Source organism: Sphingomonas sp. P3_C5 (assembly GCF_056402635.1).
Genome location: NZ_JBFUHA010000001.1, coordinates 1,231,784 through 1,252,749, shown reverse-complemented (window position 1 = coordinate 1,252,749; position 20,966 = coordinate 1,231,784). Strand labels below are relative to the sequence as shown.

The 20,966-nt window shown below is 62.3% G+C and carries 12 protein-coding genes; all 12 read left to right on the top strand.

What is annotated here, in order from left to right:
- The first annotated feature begins 77 nt into the window (after positions 1-77).
- Positions 78-13,511 (top strand): LysM peptidoglycan-binding domain-containing protein, encoded by a 13,434-nt coding sequence (locus tag AC1DVS_RS05985; protein WP_478021118.1) that lies wholly within the window; start codon positions 78-80, stop codon positions 13,509-13,511.
- Between the two features lie 21 nt (positions 13,512-13,532).
- Entirely contained in the window at positions 13,533-13,910 is a 378-nt protein-coding gene (locus tag AC1DVS_RS05980) for a hypothetical protein (protein WP_478021116.1), read from the top strand.
- A 668-nt stretch (positions 13,911-14,578) separates the two neighbouring features.
- A complete protein-coding gene (locus AC1DVS_RS05975) occupies positions 14,579-15,295 on the top strand; it encodes a flagellar hook-basal body protein (RefSeq protein WP_478021114.1) in 717 nt (238 codons plus the stop codon).
- Positions 15,292-16,065 carry a flagellar hook-basal body protein gene (locus tag AC1DVS_RS05970; protein ID WP_478021112.1) on the top strand — a complete coding sequence of 258 codons (774 nt, stop codon included), beginning with the start codon at positions 15,292-15,294 and terminating at the stop codon, positions 16,063-16,065. Before AC1DVS_RS05975 ends, AC1DVS_RS05970 begins: the two co-directional genes overlap by 4 nt.
- Before the next feature lie 27 nt (positions 16,066-16,092).
- Positions 16,093-16,515 carry a hypothetical protein gene (locus tag AC1DVS_RS05965; protein WP_478021110.1) on the top strand — a complete coding sequence of 141 codons (423 nt, stop codon included), beginning with the start codon at positions 16,093-16,095 and terminating at the stop codon, positions 16,513-16,515.
- Positions 16,516-16,565: 50 nt separating this feature from the next.
- Positions 16,566-17,102 carry a flagellar basal body L-ring protein FlgH gene (locus tag AC1DVS_RS05960; protein ID WP_478021108.1) on the top strand — a complete coding sequence of 179 codons (537 nt, stop codon included), beginning with the start codon at positions 16,566-16,568 and terminating at the stop codon, positions 17,100-17,102.
- A 29-nt stretch (positions 17,103-17,131) separates the two neighbouring features.
- On the top strand, positions 17,132-18,226 hold the full coding sequence (flgI, locus tag AC1DVS_RS05955; protein WP_478021106.1) for a flagellar basal body P-ring protein FlgI: 1,095 nt from the start codon (positions 17,132-17,134) through the stop codon (positions 18,224-18,226).
- A gap of 11 nt (positions 18,227-18,237) precedes the next feature.
- On the top strand, positions 18,238-18,585 hold the full coding sequence (locus AC1DVS_RS05950; protein WP_478021104.1) for a flagellar basal body rod protein FlgB: 348 nt from the start codon (positions 18,238-18,240) through the stop codon (positions 18,583-18,585).
- Positions 18,582-19,007, top strand: coding sequence for a flagellar basal body rod protein FlgC (gene flgC / locus AC1DVS_RS05945; RefSeq protein WP_478021102.1), 426 nt, complete (start codon positions 18,582-18,584; stop codon positions 19,005-19,007). Before AC1DVS_RS05950 ends, flgC begins: the two co-directional genes overlap by 4 nt.
- Positions 19,004-19,312: a flagellar hook-basal body complex protein FliE gene (gene fliE, locus AC1DVS_RS05940; RefSeq protein WP_478021100.1), complete on the top strand. Its 309-nt coding sequence runs from the start codon at positions 19,004-19,006 to the stop codon at positions 19,310-19,312. Before flgC ends, fliE begins: the two co-directional genes overlap by 4 nt.
- Positions 19,313-19,318: 6 nt before the next feature.
- Complete coding sequence (gene fliF, locus AC1DVS_RS05935) at positions 19,319-20,587, top strand: flagellar basal-body MS-ring/collar protein FliF (RefSeq protein ID WP_478021098.1); 1,269 nt, start codon at positions 19,319-19,321, stop codon at positions 20,585-20,587.
- Positions 20,574-20,963, top strand: coding sequence for a hypothetical protein (locus tag AC1DVS_RS05930; protein WP_478021097.1), 390 nt, complete (start codon positions 20,574-20,576; stop codon positions 20,961-20,963). The genes fliF and AC1DVS_RS05930 overlap by 14 nt, the downstream gene beginning before the upstream one ends.
- The last annotated feature ends 3 nt before the right edge of the window (positions 20,964-20,966 follow it).

The following is a 20,966-nucleotide window of genomic DNA, read 5'->3' as shown; positions in this document are numbered from 1 at the left end:
CGTTCTCCCGATTGCAGATCGAGGTGCCGCGCGATGTGATCGCTTCGGGGGGCCTCCTGGCTGAATTGGGGGATCCCATGGTTGCGATTTTCACAGGTCTCGGTGCTGGTTTCGAGCGCGGCTCAGGTTCGGTCCTGGGGGGCGCTGGGCTGCTCGGTTCGGGGTCGCTCGGCCGAAATGGCGAACAACTGGCGGTCAATGCTGCGACCGGCAATATGCTGGTCACGCAGCGGGACGAATTCCTGGTCGGCCGCGGGCCGGATTCGGCGATCGGGCGGACCTACAACAGCATCGAAGACGTCTCCGACGGGGACAATAGCGACCATTGGCGGCAGAGCACGACCCGCACCATCCACGGGTTGACCGGCACGCTCAACACGGCCGGCAGCACGATCAAGCGGACCTCGGGTGACGGGTCGGACATCACCTATACCTGGAACGGAACCGCCTATGTCGCCACCGACGGGAACGGCGCCTACGACACGCTGACCAACACGGCCGGCGTTTGGACGTGGACCGATGGCGACACCCAGTTCACCGAGAAATACTCGGCTTACGGCACGGGCTGGCGGATCACCGAGCTCGCCGACACGAACGGCAACAAGATCAGCTTCACTTATAGTGGCGCCAATCTTGACCGGGCGACCACCCAGAACGGCGAGTATGAGCAATATAGCTGGGATGCGAACGGCAACATTACCGACGTCGTCACGCATTTTGGGGCGAGCAACGCGTCCACGATCACGCGGACTCACTATGCCTACACCGCCAACAAACTGACCTCGGTGGTGGTCGACCTGACTCCGGAGAACACCGGCGACAACGTCACATACACGACCAGCTACAGCTATGACACCAATGGCCGCATCTGGGTCATCAGCGAGACTGACGGCTCTTCGGTGACGGTGCTCTACGACGGATCAGGCCGTGTTTCGACGCTGACCCAGGCGGTGGCGAGCGGCGCGACGCGCGTGACGACCTTCACCTACGACACCACTAATCGCAAAACGACGATCACGGACGCGCTCAGTCAGCAGACCGTGCTGTTCTATGACGTGAACGGAAACCTGACCAAGATCGTCTCGCCGGCGGGTCAAACGCAGCAATTTGCCTATAACGCCAATGGCGATTTGACGTCGGTGGACAAGGGGAACGGCGAGATCGTCTCCTATGGCTACGACACCTCCGGCAATCGCACCAGCCAGCAGGATGCGCTCGGCAACAGGGTCGAGCGAACCTATCTGAAAGGGCAGGTCCTCACCGAGACGCGCTATGTCGTTCCAGATCCGGACGGCCCCGGCGCCGGAACGGCGACTGTGCCGCAGACCGTCCGGTACGTGTACGACGCGACCACGCTCAATCTTCTCTATTCAGTTTCAGCCGAAGGCACTGTCACTGCCTATGGCTATGATGCGAACGGCAATCAGACGAGCGCGATCGAATATGAAGGCGCCAAATACGACACCTCTTCCCTGTCGACGAGCCAGGTGCCGACGGCCTCGGCCTTGTCGACCTGGATCGGCACCATCGATCAGAGCAACGCGCGGCGGACCGAGACGGCCTACGACCCACGCGGAAACCTGCAGGTGACGCGAGGTTATTCGAAGCTGTTGTCGACGGGCCAGTTCGATCTGACGTCGACCAAGAGCGAAGCGACCTATACCTACAGCCAGCACGGGGACCTGCTCACGCGGCTGGTTTCCACAGGCGGTCAAACCAGGATCGAGTCCTACACCTATGACGGACTGAGCCGTCTCAAGACCACGAGCGACAATGACGGTATCGAGACGTCGGTCGTCTTCGCCGACGGGAGCCAGACGACAACCGTCACGACAATCGGTGGCGCAACGCAAGTCTCGGTCTATGATCTGGCAGGCGAGCTCATCAGCTACACGGAATCCGGCGCCGGCGCGGCGACGGCCACATCGACCTTCAAATATGATGCTTTGGGGCAGCTGAAGCTCAAGAAGGACGCGCTTGGGCAATATACCTACTTCTTCTACGACGGTGCCGGGCGCAAGACGGCGGAAGTCGATGCTTTGGGTGAGGTCACTGAGTATCGCTACGATCCCCAGAACGACGTCACCAGCACGACCCGCTACGCGACGAGGCTGAATGCGACCCAGCTCGCCTCGCTGGTGGATGGCAGCGGCAATCCCACCGCCGTCACGCTGGATTCGCTGAGGCCGGCCGCGAGTGTCGATGACCAGTGGACCTTCAACATCTATGATCTCGCCCAGCGCCTGGTCCAGACGATCGACGGCACCGGATCGACCACGGTCTATGCCTATGACGGCCTGTCGCAGCTGGTCTCGACGAAGCAATATGCGGGCAAGGTCTCTGCGGCCGACATCGCTACGCTGAAGGCTTCGCAAAGCGGGCCGCCCAATCTGATCAGCAGCTGGTCGGCCAATGCTGGGACGCTCAACACGACAACCGGCGTGTTCACCCAGACCGCAACCGGCACTTCGGCCTATGTCTACCAATATGTGCCCGTGACCGCGGGGCAGACAGCCACCTTTACGGTCACGCTCCAGGGCACGAGCACCGCGACCAGCGCGGTTATCGATCTATGGGGGGTGAACACCGGCTGGGGCAATGCCGGCGACGCAACCATCTCGCTCTCGGGTCCCGGGACGGCCACGGCCTATCTCGGCGCCAGCTTCCAGATCTCCGGCCTCAGCACCACCACCGCGACGACCATCACGATCTCACGCACCTTCAACGCTCCCGACACGCAGACGGTGCCGGAAATCTGGATCGGGACCGCGCTTTCGGCAGCCGCTGGAGCCGCGATCATCATATCCTCGTCGACCCTCACCACGCAGGGCGCGGGGGCAATTCTGCACGTCCCAAGCTACCTTCCAGCTGTCGATGCGCTCAACGATCGCGTCAGCCGGATGTTCTATGACAAGGACGGCAACCTCACCGGCACCCTCGATGCCGATGGGTACCTCACCAAGATCATCTATGATGCTGGCGGCCTCAAGACCCAGACGATCGCCTATGCGACCGCGACCACGCCGAGCCTGCGTGCCGCCGGAACCTTTGCGCAATTGCTCACCAGCGTCGGCACCAGCACGAGTGCCACCTCGACCAACAAATATGATGCTTTGGGGCAGCTGAAGCTCAGGATGGACGCGCTCGGGCAATACACCTACTTCTTCTACGACGGTGCCGGGCGCAAGACGGCCGAAGTCGATGCGCTGGGTGCGGTCACTGAATATCGCTACGATCCTCAGAACGACGTCACCAGCACGACCCGCTATGTGACGCGGCTGAATGCGACCCAGCTCGCGTCGCTCGTGGATGGCAGCGGCAATCCCACGGCCGTCACGCTGGATTCGCTGAGGCCGGCTGCGAATGCGGGCGACCAGTGGACCTTCAACATCTACGATCTCGCCCAGCGCCTGGTCCAGACGATCGGTAGCGGCGGGACGATCGGTGGCGGCGGGGATGCCGGTACCACCGGGGTGACCACGGTCTACGCCTATAATGGTCTGTCGCAGCTGGTCTCGACGACCCAATATGCTGGCGAGGTCTCTGCGGCCAACATGGCGGCGCTGAAGGCCGCGGCGAGCGGGCCCACCAATCTGATCAGCAGCTGGTCGGCCAATGCTGGGACGCTCAACACGACAACCGGCGTGTTCACCCAGACCGCAACCGGCACTTCGGCCTATGTCTACCAATATGTGCCCGTGACCGCGGGGCAGACAGCCACCTTCACGGTCACGCTCCAGGGCACGAGCACCGCGACCAGCGCGGTTATCGATCTTTGGGGGCTGAATACAGGCTGGGGCAATGCCGGCGACGCAACCATCTCTATCTCGGGCCCTGGGACGGCCACGGCCTATCTCGGCGCCAGCTTCCAGATCTCCGGCCTCAGCACCACCACCGCGACGACCATCACGATCTCGCGCACCTTCAACGCTCCCGACACGCAGACGGTGCCGGAAATCTGGATCGGGACCGCGCTTTCGGCAGCCGCTGGAGCCGCGATCATCATATCCTCGTCGACCCTCACCACGCAGGGCGCGGGGGCAATTCTGCACGTCCCAAGCTACCTTCCAGCTGTCGACGCGGCCAACGACCGCGTCAGCCGGATGTTCTATGACAAGGACGGCAACCTCATCGGCACCCTCGATGCCGAGGGCTATCTGACCCAGTCCATCTACGACGCCGCCGGATACAAGATCCACACGATCGCCTATGCCACCCCTACGACAGCCGGCCTCCGCGCGAGCGGAATCTATACCGATCTTCTGGCCAGCGTGACGAGCGGCAGCCTCAGCGCGAACGATATCCACCATTGGATGCTCTACGATGCGCGCGGGCTGCTTGCGGCGGCGATTGACGGTGAGGGCAATCTCACGCGCTACAGCTACACCAGCCAGGGCTATCTGGCGCAGCAGATCAGCGGACAGCAGCTCACTCCCGCGACGCTGATCGCGACGCCGCCCACTCTGGCGACCTTGCCCGCCGCGGCCGGGACCACGGTCCTCGATACCACCACCTACGTCTACAATGCCTATGGCCAGGTCCAGAGCCAGACGAGGGTCCTGTCGACAACTCCCCCCGTCTCGACGACGACCAGCTACACCTATGACCAGATGGGCAATCTGCTCTCGACCACGACCCAGTCGGGCACCAGCGATGCGCATGTCTTCAGCCAACGCTATGATGCGCTTGGCCGGGTGACCAGCGCGCTCAATGCCGAGGGGAATGCACAGCTCGTCGCACTGGGCGCCAACCCGACCCAGGCACAGATCGACACGATCTATGCGACCTGGGGCATCACCTACACCTATGATGCGGACAGCCGCGTAATCGTGACGACCGAGGCGCTGGGCACCGGTTCAACGGCCGCCCGGACGCTGAATTACTACAACGCCGACGGCACGCTCGCCTATGTGATCTCTCCGCTCGGAGAGGTGACCGAATATCGCTACAATGCGCTCGGCCAGCGCACCGACACCATCCGCTACGCCAAGCGGATTGCGGCAACCACGCTCGCCGGCATGACCGGCGGCGCGGCGAGCACCATCTCGGGCACGACCACGATCACCACCCTCCCGACCGCCGGGGCCGATTCCACGGTCCATGTCGACTATCGGGTCGATGGCAGAGTCAGGCATGTCCTCGACGCGTTTTCGAACATCACCTATTATGGTTATGACGCATTCGGCGACAGCACCTCTCAAGCCGATCCGCTCGACGCCAGTGTTTCATCGGCTATCTTGACGCTTCGGACTTTCGACCGCCGCGGCTTGCTCATGACCCAGGTGGTAGACGCCCCCAGCGTCAGCGGTGGTGGCCTCGGCAAGGCGATCACCACGAGCTATGGCTATGATGCGTTCGGGCGGGTCCTGACGCTCACTGATCCTGCCTCGCAGGTTACGACCAAAACCTATGATCGCGCCGGGCGGCTCGCAACCAGCAAGGACGCGCTCAACAACGTAACCACGTACAGTTATGATGGCCGCGGCAACCTGGCGGCGGTCAAGGATGCGCTCAACAATGTAACGCGCTACGTCTATGACAATGCCGAGCGCCTGATCTACACTGTCGATGCGCTGGGCGGCGTCACCCAGAACACCTATGACAATGAAGGCCGGGTAATCCTGACCCAAGCCTTTGCGACACCGATCGCGCTCGGCAGCCTTGCGACAATTGCCAGTATTGCCGACATAGCCGCGCTCGTCGTGGCGGCGTCCGGCAAGGACGAGATCACCCACTCGGTCTATGATCGCGACGGCCAGCTCCGTTACAGCGTCGATGCGGCCAACTACCTGACCGAGTTCGATTATGACGCGACCGGCAACGCGATCCGCAGCATCGCTTATTCGACCGCGATTTCTTCGGGTTCGACCTATACGGTTACAGGAATCCAGGCGCAGATCACTGCGATGTCCTCGGCTGCAATCGCGGCATCGCCGATTACCCGCAACGTCTATAACGCGGACGGCCAGCGCAGCTACACCATCGACGCGCTCGGCTATGTCACCGCTTACACCTATGACGCGCTTGGCAATGTCATCAAGCAGCAGCGCGTCGCCGCGCCCTATACCCCCACCGGCGATCCCACCGACGCCGCCATGGCCACATGGCTCGCGACCAATGGCAGCGCCACCAACGATCGCATCACGCGCGCGATCTACGATCAGAAGGGTCAGCTGCGCTTCTCGGTCGACGCCGAGAGTTATGTTACCCAATATACCTATAACGCCAACCGCAACGTGCTGACCTCGATCCGCTACGCCGATCGCTTCAATGGGACTGGCGGATTCACCGCCTTTGCTGACAGCACGACGCTCGCACAGGCGATCAGCTACGTCGCCGCGACGCCAACCAAGCCCGCGGCCACAACCCAGTTCATCTATGACAGCGCCGGGCGCCTCACCGAGACGGTGGACCCGATGAATGTCCGCACGGTGATGGTCCTCAACCAGCTCGGCCAGGCAACGCGCACGACGGTCGCCTACGGAACGGCCGATGCGAGCGTCACTGACCAGAGCTATGACGAGCTCGGCCGTGTGCATACAGTCACCCGCGCCTTTGGCCAGAGTGAGGTGACCATCACCACCTACGGCTATGACGCGCTCGACAATCTGCTGACAGTGCAGGATGGCCGGGGCAACACGACCACACGAACCTATGACGCGCTCGGCAATGTCCTGAGCGTCACCGTGCCGCTGGACGCAAGCACCAACGCGGTTACGACCAACACATATGATGCGTTCGGCAACCTGGTGAAGGTGGTCGATCCGCGGAACAATGTCGGATATTTCTATTATAACGTGCTCAACCAGCTGGTTCTGCAGGTCGATCCCGAGGGTTATGCGACCGCGACCAGCTATACCTTCACCGGCAAGACCGCGTCAGTCACACGCTATAGCGCCAGGGCCACCGGCACCCCGACCATCGCCACACGCCCGACGATCGTCACCACGGCCGGGCAGGATGCGGTGTCGAGCTTCGGCTATGACCTGCTCGATCGCGTCGTCTCGACCGCGCAGATCACTGACAGCAACACCGCACACAATATTACCGAGAGCTATGGCTATAACGCCTTTAGCGACCGGAACTCGGTTACCAACAAGGTCGGCGGCACCACTACCAACACCTTCGACAAGCGCGGCCTGCTGCTGAGCGAGACGCTGCCGGTCTATGCAACCGGCACGACCTATATCGCCAATGTCTACACCTATGATGCGCGCGGCAACCGCCTGACCATGGTCGAGGCGAGCGGTGTCTCCGGGCAGCAGCGCACCACGACCTACACCTATGATCTGGCGGATCGGCTCACGAAGACGGCGCACGATGCCGTCACCGTCACTGCCGCCGATCTGTCGTCGACATCGAGCGTCACCCCGACTGACATATTGAGCTATGATCTTCGCGGTAATGTCATCAAGTCGGTCACGGCTGCCGACGCGAATGGTGCCGGCGGCACCGCCACCTGGTATTATTATGACCATCTGGACCGCAAGATCGCAGAGGTCAGCGCGCTCGGCATGCTCAGCGGCTGGACCTATGACGCCAATGGCAATGTGCTCACCGCGACGGTCTATGGCGATCTGCTGACGACGCTTCCCACCACTGGCGGCGGCACCCCGCCGTCCCCCATCAGCAGCACCAATTGCCGCACCACGACCTACGCCTATGACAAGAACAACCGCCTGATCTCGACCACTGGCGCTGCGATCAAGATGGGGTCGTTCGACGGCACCAACTTTGTCATCACCGCCGACGCGGCCGTCTCGCAAATCACCTATGATGCCGCCGGCAACGTCATCAAAACAATCGATGCAAATGGCGGCGTGGTCTACAGCTACTATGACAAGCTGGGTCGCAAGTTCGCGCAAGTCGATGCCGAGCTTTATCAGACCGCCTGGCTGCTCGACAGTGCAGGCAATGTAACGACGGAGCTCCGCGGCGCCAACAAGGTCTCGAGCGTATCAATCAGCGGCTACCCTGCTCCGGCGCCTAGTGCCGACGACCGATTCACCAACTTCACCTATGATGCGGCGGGGCGCCGCCTGACCGAGACGCGGACGGGGCTCTACGCCTCGACCGTCTCATCCTCGGGCGTTCTGTCGACCGCAACCACCGCGGGCGGCTCCACGGTCACCTACACCTATAACGGCCTGGGGGAGGTGCTGAGCAAGCAGGAAGCCAATGGCGACACCATAACCTATACCTATGACGGCATCGGTCGCATGCAGACCGAGGTCGATCCGCAGCATACCGACCAGGCTGCCGCCACGGTCAGCACGCGCACGACCTATGTCTATGACGGGCTGAACAACGTCCTGTCGGTCACCGTGGACGACGCGCTCGGCCATTCGGGCGGCGCAAGCGAAGTGACGACGAACACCTATGGCGCCGGCGGCCGGCTCGCGACAAGCACCAACGCCAATAATTACGTCCACACCTATGGCTATGATGCCGCGGGCAACCAGGTGAGCGACAGCTACACCCGCACCTCGGCGGGAGGCACCGCGTTCAACGAAGCAATCAACTATCGCTACGACGCGGCCGGACGGGTGATCTTTCAGACCGTCGCGCACAAGGCGATCGGCGCGTCGACCTGGATCTTCGACGGCGACAACAGCCAGATCCGCTATAACGCTTATGGCGATATCACCGGCCGCGGCGTCAACGGCCTGTGGCAGCAGACCTATGACTATGATGCGAGCGGACATGTCTGGCGCTCGATCGCTGATGACGGCACCACCCGCATCAATCTCCACGACAAGAACGGCAATGCCACGCTGACGATCGCCTCGTCGGGCAGCGTCGATCTTTCCACCTACACGCTCGACGCCGCGCTGAACCTGGTCACCAACACCAATGCCTGGGCCGCCGGCAGCCACGCCGTGGTCGGCGCGGTCGTCACCATCGATGTGTTCGACAAGCACAATCAGGACACGGCAACGCGGGAGCCGTTCCGCGAGACCAATCCCAACGCCTCAAACCCGGCAATCTATGACACCGTAACGATCTCTCATCAGCGCAGCTACAACGCGTTCGGCGAAGTCACGAGCGAGACTGATCCGCGGGGCAACGTCACCAATTACACCTATGACACTATGGGCCGGGTGACCAAGACCGAGCACCCCGCCGTCAGCTATACCGACGAAACCGGGCTGGTTCACACCCTGGTGAAGCCGACCGACAATAATTATTACGATGTGTCGGGCCGCCTCGTCGCGACCACGGATGCGAACAACCACACCCTAACCCGGCTGTTGCTCGCCGGTACAGGCCATGGCGGCGACGCCCTGACGACCAAGGAATTTCACCCGGACACAGGCGTCGTGGAAACCCGCTACGACGTGTTCAACAATGCCCGCATCCTGGTCGACGCGGTCGGCGATGTGGACACACGCACCTATGACGGGATGAACCAGCTGACCGTCGATGCGCATCCGGTGAGGCCGGCCGGCACCTATGGTAACGGCTCCGGCGCCAATCTCCAGCTCATCGATTATTACGGCTATGATGTGCTCGGCCAGCGCACGCAGCACTGGAACTCGCAGCTCGGGGCCGGCGTCAAGGAACTGACCGACTATGACAGCCAGGGTCGCGTCACCTCGACCGTGGATTTTGGCGGCACGGCAACAACCGTCAGCTACACCTGGAGCGCGGCGATCGCCACGGCTGGGCTGGGCACTTTCGGCGGCTGGACCAAGGTAACCACCAACGTCGCCGGCAAGCAGATGACTGAGGTCATGGATCTGTTCGGCCGCACCGTCGACAAGGTCGATTACGGCAATCACGATTTCAACTATACCTTCGACAAGGCCGGCCAGCTGGTCGCCCAGACCAACAATGCCGGGCAGAACCTGACCTTCAGCTATTACAATACCGGGCGAAACGCGCTGGTGATCGACGGCAGCGCGACGGGATCGAACCAGCGGACCTATTACAGCTTCGACGCGGCCGGCAATCTGCTGTCGGAGAAGTATGGCGCCTATTCGGGCACCACGCTCGTGACCTCGTACAAGAATGCGACCGGCACCTGGGATGCGATGGGCCGGATGCTGCATTACGCAGATACAGGTCCCGGCGCCGTCGCTCCGGTGTCGGTGGACTATGAATATGATCTGGCCGGCAATGTTCGCCACGTCGCGGCCACCTATCGCGCACTTCTTTACAACGGCGCTTATGCCACCACCGACTCCACGCAATCCTTCTGGTACAAATATGATGCGATGAACCGGTTCACCGTGTCGAAAGGCACGCTCTCGGGAACGGCCGGAGTGGCCGGAACGACGATCGTGCGTGGAAATTACGGCGTGGACGTCGGGTGGAATGCCGCCGGCCAGCGGATGACCGAAACCCAGACGGTCCAGGTCCCGAACATCATCGGCGGCAACCAGAGCGGCCCGATCTACGGCAACCCACCATACTTCTATGTCGATATCCGCTGGTATTTCGGGTACACCGCCGATGGCTATCTGGCGACCGTCTCGACCAACAGTCCGTCGGCGACCAATCAAACGGCGCCAGCGACAGCGCCGAATGCTCCCAACTCGATCTACGTGCGCGATGCGATGGGTCGCGAGATCGGCGGAGCCGCCGCTTATGGGTGGGATGCGCGATCGAATATCCTCAGCGATGGCGTCTCGACCTACGACTATAAGCTTGAAAGCTCGCCCGGCTCAGGCGTGTACACCGGCGCCTATCAGGGCGTCGTCACCCATACGAGCGCGACCCAGAACGGGGTCACGACGAACCGCAAGACCAGCTATGTCTGGTGGGACAGCGCGCAGCAGGACGTGGTGACCGTCAGCAACGGCTCGACCAACTATAGCTCGACCTATCATTATGACAGCGCGGGCCGGATCACCACCGTCAATATTGCCGATGGCCAGCCGCGCAACGTCACCTTCGTCACGGATATGAGTGGCCATGTGCTCCAGCGCAGCGAGGTCAATACCGGCTCCGGCGTCAACCAATATGACATGAGCTACACCTTCGGCGGCAAGACGATCGGCGCGGTGAGCAGCGCGGCGCTTATCAAGACGCCGATGGGTCAGCTTTTCGCCGATTTCGACCAGAGCTTCGTATCGGAAAACAAGGCGCCGCTACCGTCGGGCGCGGCCTACACTGTCCGCAGCGGCGACACGCTGCGCACCATTGCGGACGAATTGTGGGGCGACGCGAATCTCTGGTATAAACTGGCCGAGGCCAACGGCCTGACCGCCAGCTCGGCGCTGACCCAAGGCCAGACCCTGGTCGTACCACAGGGCGTCCTTGCCCTGCACAAGACCTCAAGCACCTTCACGCCTTATGATCCCAACAAGGCACTGGGCGATCTGGATCCGTCCAGGCAGGAGCTGGTGACCTTCTCGCCACCGCCGCCGGCGAAGAAGGGTGGTTGCGGCGTCTTCGGCCAGATTCTTTCAATCATCGTGTCCGTTGCCGCGACCTATTTCCTGGGCCCGCTGGTCGGCAATCTCGTCAGCCAGGGATTCAACAATCTCATTGGCACGCAGCACGGGTTCAGCTTCAAGTCGCTCGCAATTTCGGTCATCTCGGCGGGCGTGGCCAAAGGGCTTAGCGGCGTCAATGTTTTCGGCGGCAGCGCGACGTCATTCCTCAACGGTTTCGCGCGGGGCGCGCTTAGCAGCGGCATCACCCAGGGCATCGCAGTCGCGACGCACCTGCAGGATCATTTCGACTGGGTCGGGGTGGCCGCGGCAGGCGTATCGAGCGGCGTTGGTGGCCTTGTCAGCGCCAAGCTCGATAGCAAGAACGGCTTCCTGGGCATTCACGCACAGATGGGCGACGGCATGACCGCCGGCCTGGGCTCGGGCACCGGGCGTCTCGTCAATGATCTTATAACCAATACGGTAAGCGGCGTCGCAAGTGCCGCCACGGTCAGCTTGCTCAGTGGGACGGACTTTGGCGATAATCTGCTGATGGTTCTGCCCCAGGTGGTGGGCAGCGCCTTGGGCGGCGCGCTACAGGGGCGCTATGGGCAGCAGTTCCCTACCGACAAGGATTATAACCCAAACAAAGCGCCGTCCGCTCTGGCCGGCATCAGGGATGCCGTCAAAGATATCCGACGCGTGACGGATTGGCCCGTTGGTGCCGTCGGGGATGCTACCAAGGAGATCATAACAGAACCGCTCCAGGACATTCAACGGAGCATTAGTAATGCGCTGCATCCAATTGGAAAGCCGTTCGATCTTCTCAGCTTGCTACCCAACGGGATCGGTGGTGGAAGTGGCAACCTCTCCTCCGATTCGTTTGCATATGCCCCACGCGGTCCGAGTGGACCGTCACGGGAACATTACGATGACGGTAGCGACAGCCCCAAATTCGTTTATGGCGATGGGCCTGATGGTGTGGGTGCTCGCCCCCAATTGTTGGATGCCTCGTTGCGTTCGCCGAGGCAGGTTACCACGAATACGCTTGAAGAGATCAGAGCCGCTCGCCAGGAGTTCGAGGACAGCTACCGCCGTTTGCCAGCCGTGGGCGCCGATGGCCGGGCGCAAGAAGCGGAAGTTCGCGCTCAATGGGAGCGGGCCGAACGATCGGCTTTGTGGAATGAAGCGCTAAAAAACTACCCGCTTCCCGCGCCGCCTTTGCCTGCCGCACCGGCTGCCAGCGCTCCGCAGGCCGCATCAGAAGCTGAAAGCGGAGGTTTATTCGGCTGGGTGTCGTCTCTTTTCAGCGGTTGGGAATGGTCATCCGTGACCATGAATCAGGGCTTCGCCAATCTGCCAAGCTGGGACGCCGGTATTCGTGTCAGGATGGCGGGCGGCGACTCTGAAGAGCAGAGCGCAGCCCAGCGGCAGGGGATGAGCAATTTCAGTACCCAGTTAGTCAGCAATATGGCCCTTGGGAATTGGGAAGCCAACGTCGGTTTCACATCCACCGCAATTGCCCCGCTCGCAATCCTGATGACCGAACGATCCTCGTCTCCATATGTTGTGGGCGGCGGTCGAAGCGGATTCGTGTCCTCCCCATTGTGGCCCATGGTTGCAGAAGGCGCCATCGCAAGGTTCGGGGCACCATTAGCCGCAAAGGCGGCACCTTTCACGATATCGGGGACGGGGCGCGCAACGCTCGATATGCGAGCGCCGTTGGCACCCAGCAGCGTCAAGGTAACTTTCGGAAATGCCGCAGAGGATGTAGCGGTTTGGGATCGCCTTAGCACTGTCGGAAGGACTCCCGGCAAATCATCAGCAACTGGCCGGGCGGTTATCGAGCGTATGGGAACCGAAGGGAAGATCATGGATGATCCGGTTCTCGGAAAAATGTTCCAGGCTAGCGATGGGGAGTGGTATCCGTTCAAGCTCGGAGATATGGCACACAACACAGATGCCGTTTCTTGGTGGAACTCGACTGGCCGAAGCTTTGGCGCGAAGGCGCCGGAGGTTCGCCAATGGATGTTAAAGCCAGACAACTATACAATTGATCTATTCAGTATCAATCGATCCGCTGGAGCGAAATTGGGAAATTCAGGCGTGCGTTACCTGCCGCCAACAAAGTAGAAGGCCTGCGATATGGAAGTCATGTCTGAATTGAAGGAAATTGGCGCCTTATTCAAGGCGGGCGATTATAACGCGGCACTCGAAAAACTTCATGAGCTTTGGACAAGCATTCCAGAACCGAAAGTCGATACGCCAAACGCCTACTTGGTACTCGAATACGGTGTGGCATGCTCTATGAAAGCAGGAGATCTCGACCAAGCTCAGAAGTGGGCTGTGCTGGCGCCGGATTTTGCGCAAAAGCGTCAAGATCGAGGAGAGGTGGAATTTCTGATCGGGAAGGTAGCTTTCGAGCGTGGAGAGCTGGAAACCGCTAGAGAAAATTTTCTTATTTCGAGTCTCAAGTCTAAAGGCAGAATATTCGAAGGTGAAAACTTGAAGTATAAGCAATTGATCAAGTAGGTTTTGCCGCAGAGGGTATTACCAGAAGGAAGGCGCGTTCCAAAACCAAGCGCAACAGGCGAAGTTTGCCTGCGGTCTTGGTGAGGAGGAGCGGCTGTGGGGGAGCGTTACGAGGGAATTACGGTGACACGTGCAATAACCCCTTTTCCCATGTCCTGAAGCGCTAGCCTCTCGCCATCTGTGAAATGTTCTGTACAACTCCCCTCAATACCCCCGACAGGCATGACAAAATTCTCCAACACGCCAGGCGCTATTTCGCGCATTCCCCCTCGTGAAACTCCAACGCTGCCGACCAAATCCGCTCTGAATTATGTCACACATCCAACATCGGTCTCGCCACCCCGAGGCCAAGCGGCGACCTGATTCAACTGCGGCGGCGAACGCCGTAGAGATCCTTTCAGCGCGATTGACGTGAAGACCCGGAGGCTCCCCGGGCGACGGAAAGCCAAAGCCGGCCAAAACGGATCGGTTCGCCCGATTCGAATCCGAACGCTCCCGGAACGACCGCACGTCAGCCGATACAACCAGATCGGATGTAAATATATTCCGAGATCACAGCGCCTTGATTTCCGCGAGTTGCCGCTGAAATTCAGCTTTTACGGAGCGGTGCCCCCCTTGACGGACCCAGGTGACTATGTCCCATAATGATAACTATCAATGGGGGGCATATGTCGGGACTCGTCGAATCGGCGGTTGCGATCCTGAGCGCATCTGAAAAGCGTCTCGAGGTCGTTTCATCCAATATATCAAATGTTTCTACCGCCGGGTATAAGCGGCGAATCAGCTTTGCCGACCTCGTCGCCAATGCTGGAACCGGCACGGACGCCGTCGGCGCATTGCTGACCCGCACCCGCGCCGACCTCGCCCAGGGTAAGCTGAACGCGACCGGCAACCCGCTTGATCTCGCGATCAGCGGCGACGGCTTTTTCCAGCTGCGCGACGGCACCGAAACCATTTATTCGCGCCAGGGCCAGTTCAAGCTGGCTGCCGACGGCACGGTCGTCACCCCGCAAGGCTTCGTCCTGCAACAGGCTGGCGGCGGCGATCTCGTGCTTGACCGGGCCAATGTGAAGATCCTCGCTGACGGCACGATCCTCGATGGAACGCGGCCGGTCGGCCGCATCGGGCTGTTTGCGCCCTCCAGTGCGGCAGCGGTGCAGCCGCTCGACGGATCGATGTTCCACTTCGCCGATGGTACCGCGAACGAAGTCACCGATCCGCAGCTTCGCCAGGGTATGACGGAGACATCGAACGTCTCGGTCGGCGACGAGATGGTGACGATGATGGCCTCGCTTCGCCAGGCGGAGAGCGGCTCGCGGCTGATGCAGACCTATGACGATCTGCTTGGCCGCGCGATCACCGCATTCGGGCAGGCCGGGCAATGAACGGCGCCTTTTATGTCGGGTCGATCGGCCTCGAGGCGCAGCAGCGCGCGCTCGATATCATCGCGAACAACATCGCCAACATCAACACGGCCGGGTTCAAGCGCGCCGATATCCGCTTCTCCGAAGTGATGGCCACCCGCGCCGCCGCGGATGCACACAATGTCGATCCACTCGATGCCTCACTGTCGAGCGCCGGGGTGACGGTCGATTCGACCGCTATGGTCAATGAGACCGGCGCGATCGATACGACCGGCCGTCCGATGGACCTGGCGATCGACGGACAGGGCTTTGTCGAGCTGATGGGTCCCTCGGGCCAGACACTGCTGTGGCGTGGCGGCACCATGAAAGTCGGCGAAGACGGCCTGCTCTCGGCGTCGAACGGCATGGCGCTGAAGGCGGCGATCAGCATCCCGGCGGATGCCTCGACGATCACGATCGGTTCGGACGGCATGGTCCGCGCGCAGACTGCGGATTCGACCGGGCCCGTCGAACTCGGCCAGATCGGGCTGGTCAGGGCAGACGATCCTTCGATGCTGACCAGGCTCGACGGCGGGCTCTATCGCGCTGACCATGACACCAAGCTGCTCGATGCCCAGGCGGGTGAGGATGGCACCGGCATGATTGTCCAGGGCGGTATCGAGCGCTCCAATGTCGAGATGACGAGCGAGATGGTCCAGCTGATGCTGGTCCAGCGCGCTTATGGTGCCAACGCCCAGATCGTCCAGGCGGCCGATCAGATGATGGCAATCGCCAACGGTCTGCGTCGATAACCGAATATGGTGGGGAGTATCGTTGTGTTGGCGTTGTTGTTTGGCGTACCAGAGGCACAGACAGTGCCGTTGCCGGCCCGTGAGGAAGCCTCTGGCTGCCTCGCGCTGACCCGGCCCGCGGCACGCGGCGCGACCATCACGCGGGATATGGTCGAGCCGGTCGCGTGCAAGGATCAGGCGCCGGCACCCCTGGCATTCGATCGCGCATCGGGCACCGTCCTGGCCGCGCGTGATCTCGATGGCGGCGCCTATCTCGGCCGCACGGTCATCAGTGATCTGCCGGGCGTCGACAAGGGCGCGACGCTCATGCTCGTCTCGACACAGGGTGCGGTCCGCATCGAGCGGCCGGTAACCGCGCTCCAGCCCAGCCGCGGCGGCCGGGTCTTCGTCCGCGACGGGGACGGGCAGGTCTATGCCGCATCCGTCGCCGGGAAGAGGGCATCGCGATGATCGTCGCACGGGGGATTTGGATCACGGGCTGCGCCATCGCGGTCTCGTCAATGCTCGCAGCGGCGGCCTATGCCGACGATCTCTACAAGCCCGGCGGCTGGTCGGCGATGAGCACGGATCGCAAGGCAATGCAGGTCGGCGATGCGTTGACCGTCGTCGTGTACCAGTCGGCCGAATCGACCAACACCGCCAAGAGCGATTCGACCAAGAACACCAATCTGAGCGGCGGCCTCTCCGCGGGCTCGATCAATGAATCCGGCAGCCTTCATGTCGGCGGCGGCTATAGCGGCGGCGGGCAGGTCCAGCGCAGCGAGCGTTTCGTGACTCAGATCACCGTCGTGGTCGACGAGATCCTGCCTAATGGCGATCTCCACGTGTCCGGCCGCCAGCAGATGCATGTCAACGGAGAGAACAGCAATATCGGGGTGCGCGGACGGGTGCGCCCGGCCGATATCACCAGCGACAATCAGATACTCTCGAGCCGCGTGGCCGATGCCCAGATCGACTATGACGGGCGTGGCTTCGTCTCGCGCAGTGCGAAGCCCGGCGTGATCAACCGCGTCTTCCGTTTCCTCGGGCTCGGATGATGCGCATTTCTGTGGCCGGAGCGTTGGCCATGCTGCTCCTTTTCTCGACTCTGCAGCCTGCGCCCGCAGCCGCGCAGGATGTGCCGCTCCGCGGGCTCGGCCGGTTCGAAGGCTGGCGCGAGAACGCCCTGATTGGTTATGGCCTGGTCACCGGCCTGGCCGGATCGGGCGATACGCGCCGGAGCGGGGTTACGCGTCAGGCGCTGCGCAACGTGCTGAACCGACTCGGCACGACCGTCACGGATGACCAGATCAGCAGCCGCAACGTCGCGGTCGTGATGGTCATCGCCACGCTCCCGGCCTCAGCCAATGTCGGCGACCGGATCGACGCGACCGTCTCCTCGATCGGCGATGCGCGCAGCCTCGCCGGCGGGACGCTGCTGATGACGCCGATGCTCGGGCCGGATCAGCATCCCTATGCGCTGGCGCAGGGCGCACTGGTCGCGGGCGGCTACAGCTTCGAAAGCGACCTGAACCAGCAGCAGCGCAACTATCCCACGACCGCCCTTTTGCAGGGTGGCGCGACGGTAGAGACAGCGGTCGATGCCCATATCCTGAAGGCTGACGGGGAAATCTCCTTCCTGCTCAGCGATCCAAGCTTCGGCACGGCGCAGCATATCGCCGACGCCATCAACGGCCGGATCGGCTTTGGCTCGGCAGTCGCGAAGAGCGCGGATGAAGTGAAGGTCCATTACAGCGGAGATCCCAGCCAGCTGACCGCCTTCCTCGCGCGGATCGAGGCAATTCCGGTCAGGCCGGACAGCACGCCGCGCGTCGTCGTCAACGAGCGCACCGGCACGATCGTCGCCGGCGGCGAGGTCCAGATCTCCAGCGTCGTGATCTCGCAGGGCGATATCAAGATCACGATCAAGGCCGAGAATGTCGCATCACAGCCTGGCTTCGTGTCGGGTTTCGCAAGCGATGTGCGCAGCCTCGTGGTCACCAACACCAAGCTCGATGTCGATGATTCAGTCGGCGATACGGTGGTCAGGTTTCCGAACACGACCGTCGCCGATCTCGTCCAGGGCCTCTCGCGCGCGCACGTCAATACCAGGCGGACCATCAGCATCCTGCAGGCCGTGAAGGCCGCCGGTGCGCTGCACGCCGACATCATCGTTCAGTAGGAGTAGGGTAATTGGACGCAATATCCTCGATCATCATCAACAAGGCGCTCGACGGCCTGTCGATGCGGGCGCTCGCCACCGCGCAGAATATCGCGGGTGCAAGCTCGCCGCGCTACAAGCCGCTCCAGGTCAAGTTCGAGGAGAGCCTGAAGGCGGCCGCCGCCAAAGGGCCCGAGGCCGTGCGCGACCTGCCGCTCGCGATCACCCGCGCGACACAGTCCGGGTTCGGTGACGAGCCGCGGCTCGATCTCGAGCTGTCGACGGCGGCAAGCACCGCCTCGCGATATGGCGCGCTGCTCAATCTTCTCGGGCGCGAGATGCAGATCGAGCGCATCGCAGTCCAGGGCGGCCAGTCATGAACCCGATGCAGATCAGCCGGACCGGCCTTGATGTCGAATGGCAGCGGCTTCAGGTCATCGCCCAGAATCTCGCAAATCTGAATACGAGCCAGACCCAGTCCGGCCAGCCGGTCCGTGCGATGCGCCTCGTCTCCGCGGCAAAGACCGGCTTTGCCGATCTGGTCGCGAAGAAGGGCACTCAGGCGCCGTCCGGAGTGGAGGTCGTCGGCGTGGAGCCCATCGGAGGCGGCATCAGGCGGGTCTATGAGCCCGAAAACCCCCAGGCGGACAAGGCCGGCTTCGTCAGTTACCCGGCAATCGATCATGCCGGCGAGATGACGCTGCTGATCAAGACGTCCCGCGCTTACGAAGCCAATCTGACAGCACTCAACATCGCCGGTCAGATGTTCGCCCAGGCACTCCAGCTGGGCCGCCAGTCATGAGCGCGGTCCCACCCATCACGGCGGTCGGCGGCGATCCGCTCATCATGCGGCTCGGCATGCCTCAGCCGGTTCAGCAGAGCCAGGGTGCCGGCTTTGGCGACATCCTGACGGCGGGCATGAAACAGGTCGAATCGAAACTGGCGACCGCGGACAATCTCGTCCAGCGGTTCGCGCTCGATGATTCAGTGCCAATCCATCAGGTCACCTATGCGCTCGAGCAGGCGCGCATGTCGGTCGAGCTGGCGATGCAGGTCCGGACCCGACTGGTCGAGGGCTATCGCGAACTCATGAACATGCAGCTCTGACGCATCATGGCTGCCGATACCGCTACCGACTCCCCGATGTTCACGAGGCAGCGCCAGCTGTTTCTCGGCATATTCGTCGTGCTCTGCTTGATCCTGGCGGCCGGCTATTATCTGTTCCTGCGGACTGATTATGTCGTTCTCTACACCGATCTGAAGCCGGCGGACGCGTCAGCGATCGTTACCCAGCTCGACGCGAAGGGCGTGTCGCACCGGCTGCGCGACAATGGCACCACGATCCTCGTGCCAACCGATCAGGCCGACACTGTCAGGCTTGCCGTTGCCGGGTCGGACATTCCCATGAAGGGGGCGGTCGGGTTCGAGCTCTTCAACAAGTCCGACATGGGGCTCACCGATTTCGCGCAGAAGATCAATTATCAGCGCGCGCTGCAGGGAGAGCTCGCCCGCACGATCATGATGATGGACGGAGTCGAGAGCGCGCGGATCCATCTGGCGCTTCCCGAGCGCTCCCTGTTTCGCGGCAACCGCGCCGTGCCGAAAGCCGCCGTCGAAGTGATCGCCAAGCTCGGCCGGACGCTGACGCCGGACCGCATCGCCGGAATCCAGCAACTGGTCGCGTCCGCGGTTCCCGACCTCGCCCTTGGCGACGTCGCGATTCTTGACGGTGATGGCCGGGTCGTCAGCCAGGCGCCGCCAAGCCAGGCGCTCCAGACGCCCGAGATCGACGAGCAGACGGCTGCCCGCAATTACTACAGCGCACGGGCGAAAGCTGCCATCGCGGCCTTGATGCCCGGCCTGCAAGTCGGTGTGCAAACGCTGATCATGCCAAAGGCCGGAGCCGAACCGGCCGCGTCCGGCGGCACCACCGCCCCAGCCCGGCCGGTCAATACGCCGGTCGCCGGCGGCCGGGATTTCCAGCTTCGTGTCACGATTTTGACTGAAGCGGCGCTCAACGCGGAGGATCAGGGCGTCGCCCGAAACGCAGTTGCCGCGGCGGTCGGCCTTGACGAGCAGCATGGCGACTCCCTGTCGTTCGAGGTGGGGCCCACCACAATCCCCTCCCCGGCACCAGCACTGTCACTCGCCGCAAAGCCGGCGGCTGGCACTGTCGAGCCGGCCGGCGTGCCGGCCCTGGACAGCTTCGATACGGGCGTGAGCTGGTGGATCTGGGCGATAGCCGGATTTGTCGCGATTCTTGCGATCGTCGTCGTCGTTCGCAGGCGCCAGGGCGATCTGGCCCCGCTGGATCGCGAGGCCTTTGTCACCCGGTTGCGGCAGCAAATCCGCGCTGAAGGGAATGGCGATGTCCGCGTCTGACAGCCTTGAAAGCCTGATCAACGACTTGCAGGCAATGCCGCCCCGCGCGCGCCGGGCGATCCTTCGCTCGCTCACCACCGCGGAGCGGGAGGCTCTCGCTGACTATGCTGGGTCGGGACTCACCGAGCGCGTTGAGGCCGATGGAACAGGTCGCTTTTCGCCCTGGCTTGCGTCCCGCATTCGCCAGGCGCGGAAAGGTGACGCGCTGGATCCGCTCGATCGCATGACGACCGCCACGCGCGAGACGCTGCTGCGCGGCGTCGACGAGATGATCGGGCGGGAGCGGCCCCGCGAACCGAGACCGGCGCCAGGCTCAGGTCGCTCCCTGTTTGACGCTTTTGGCGGTTTCCTCTCGCCCCGCGGAGCGCCACGTTGAGCG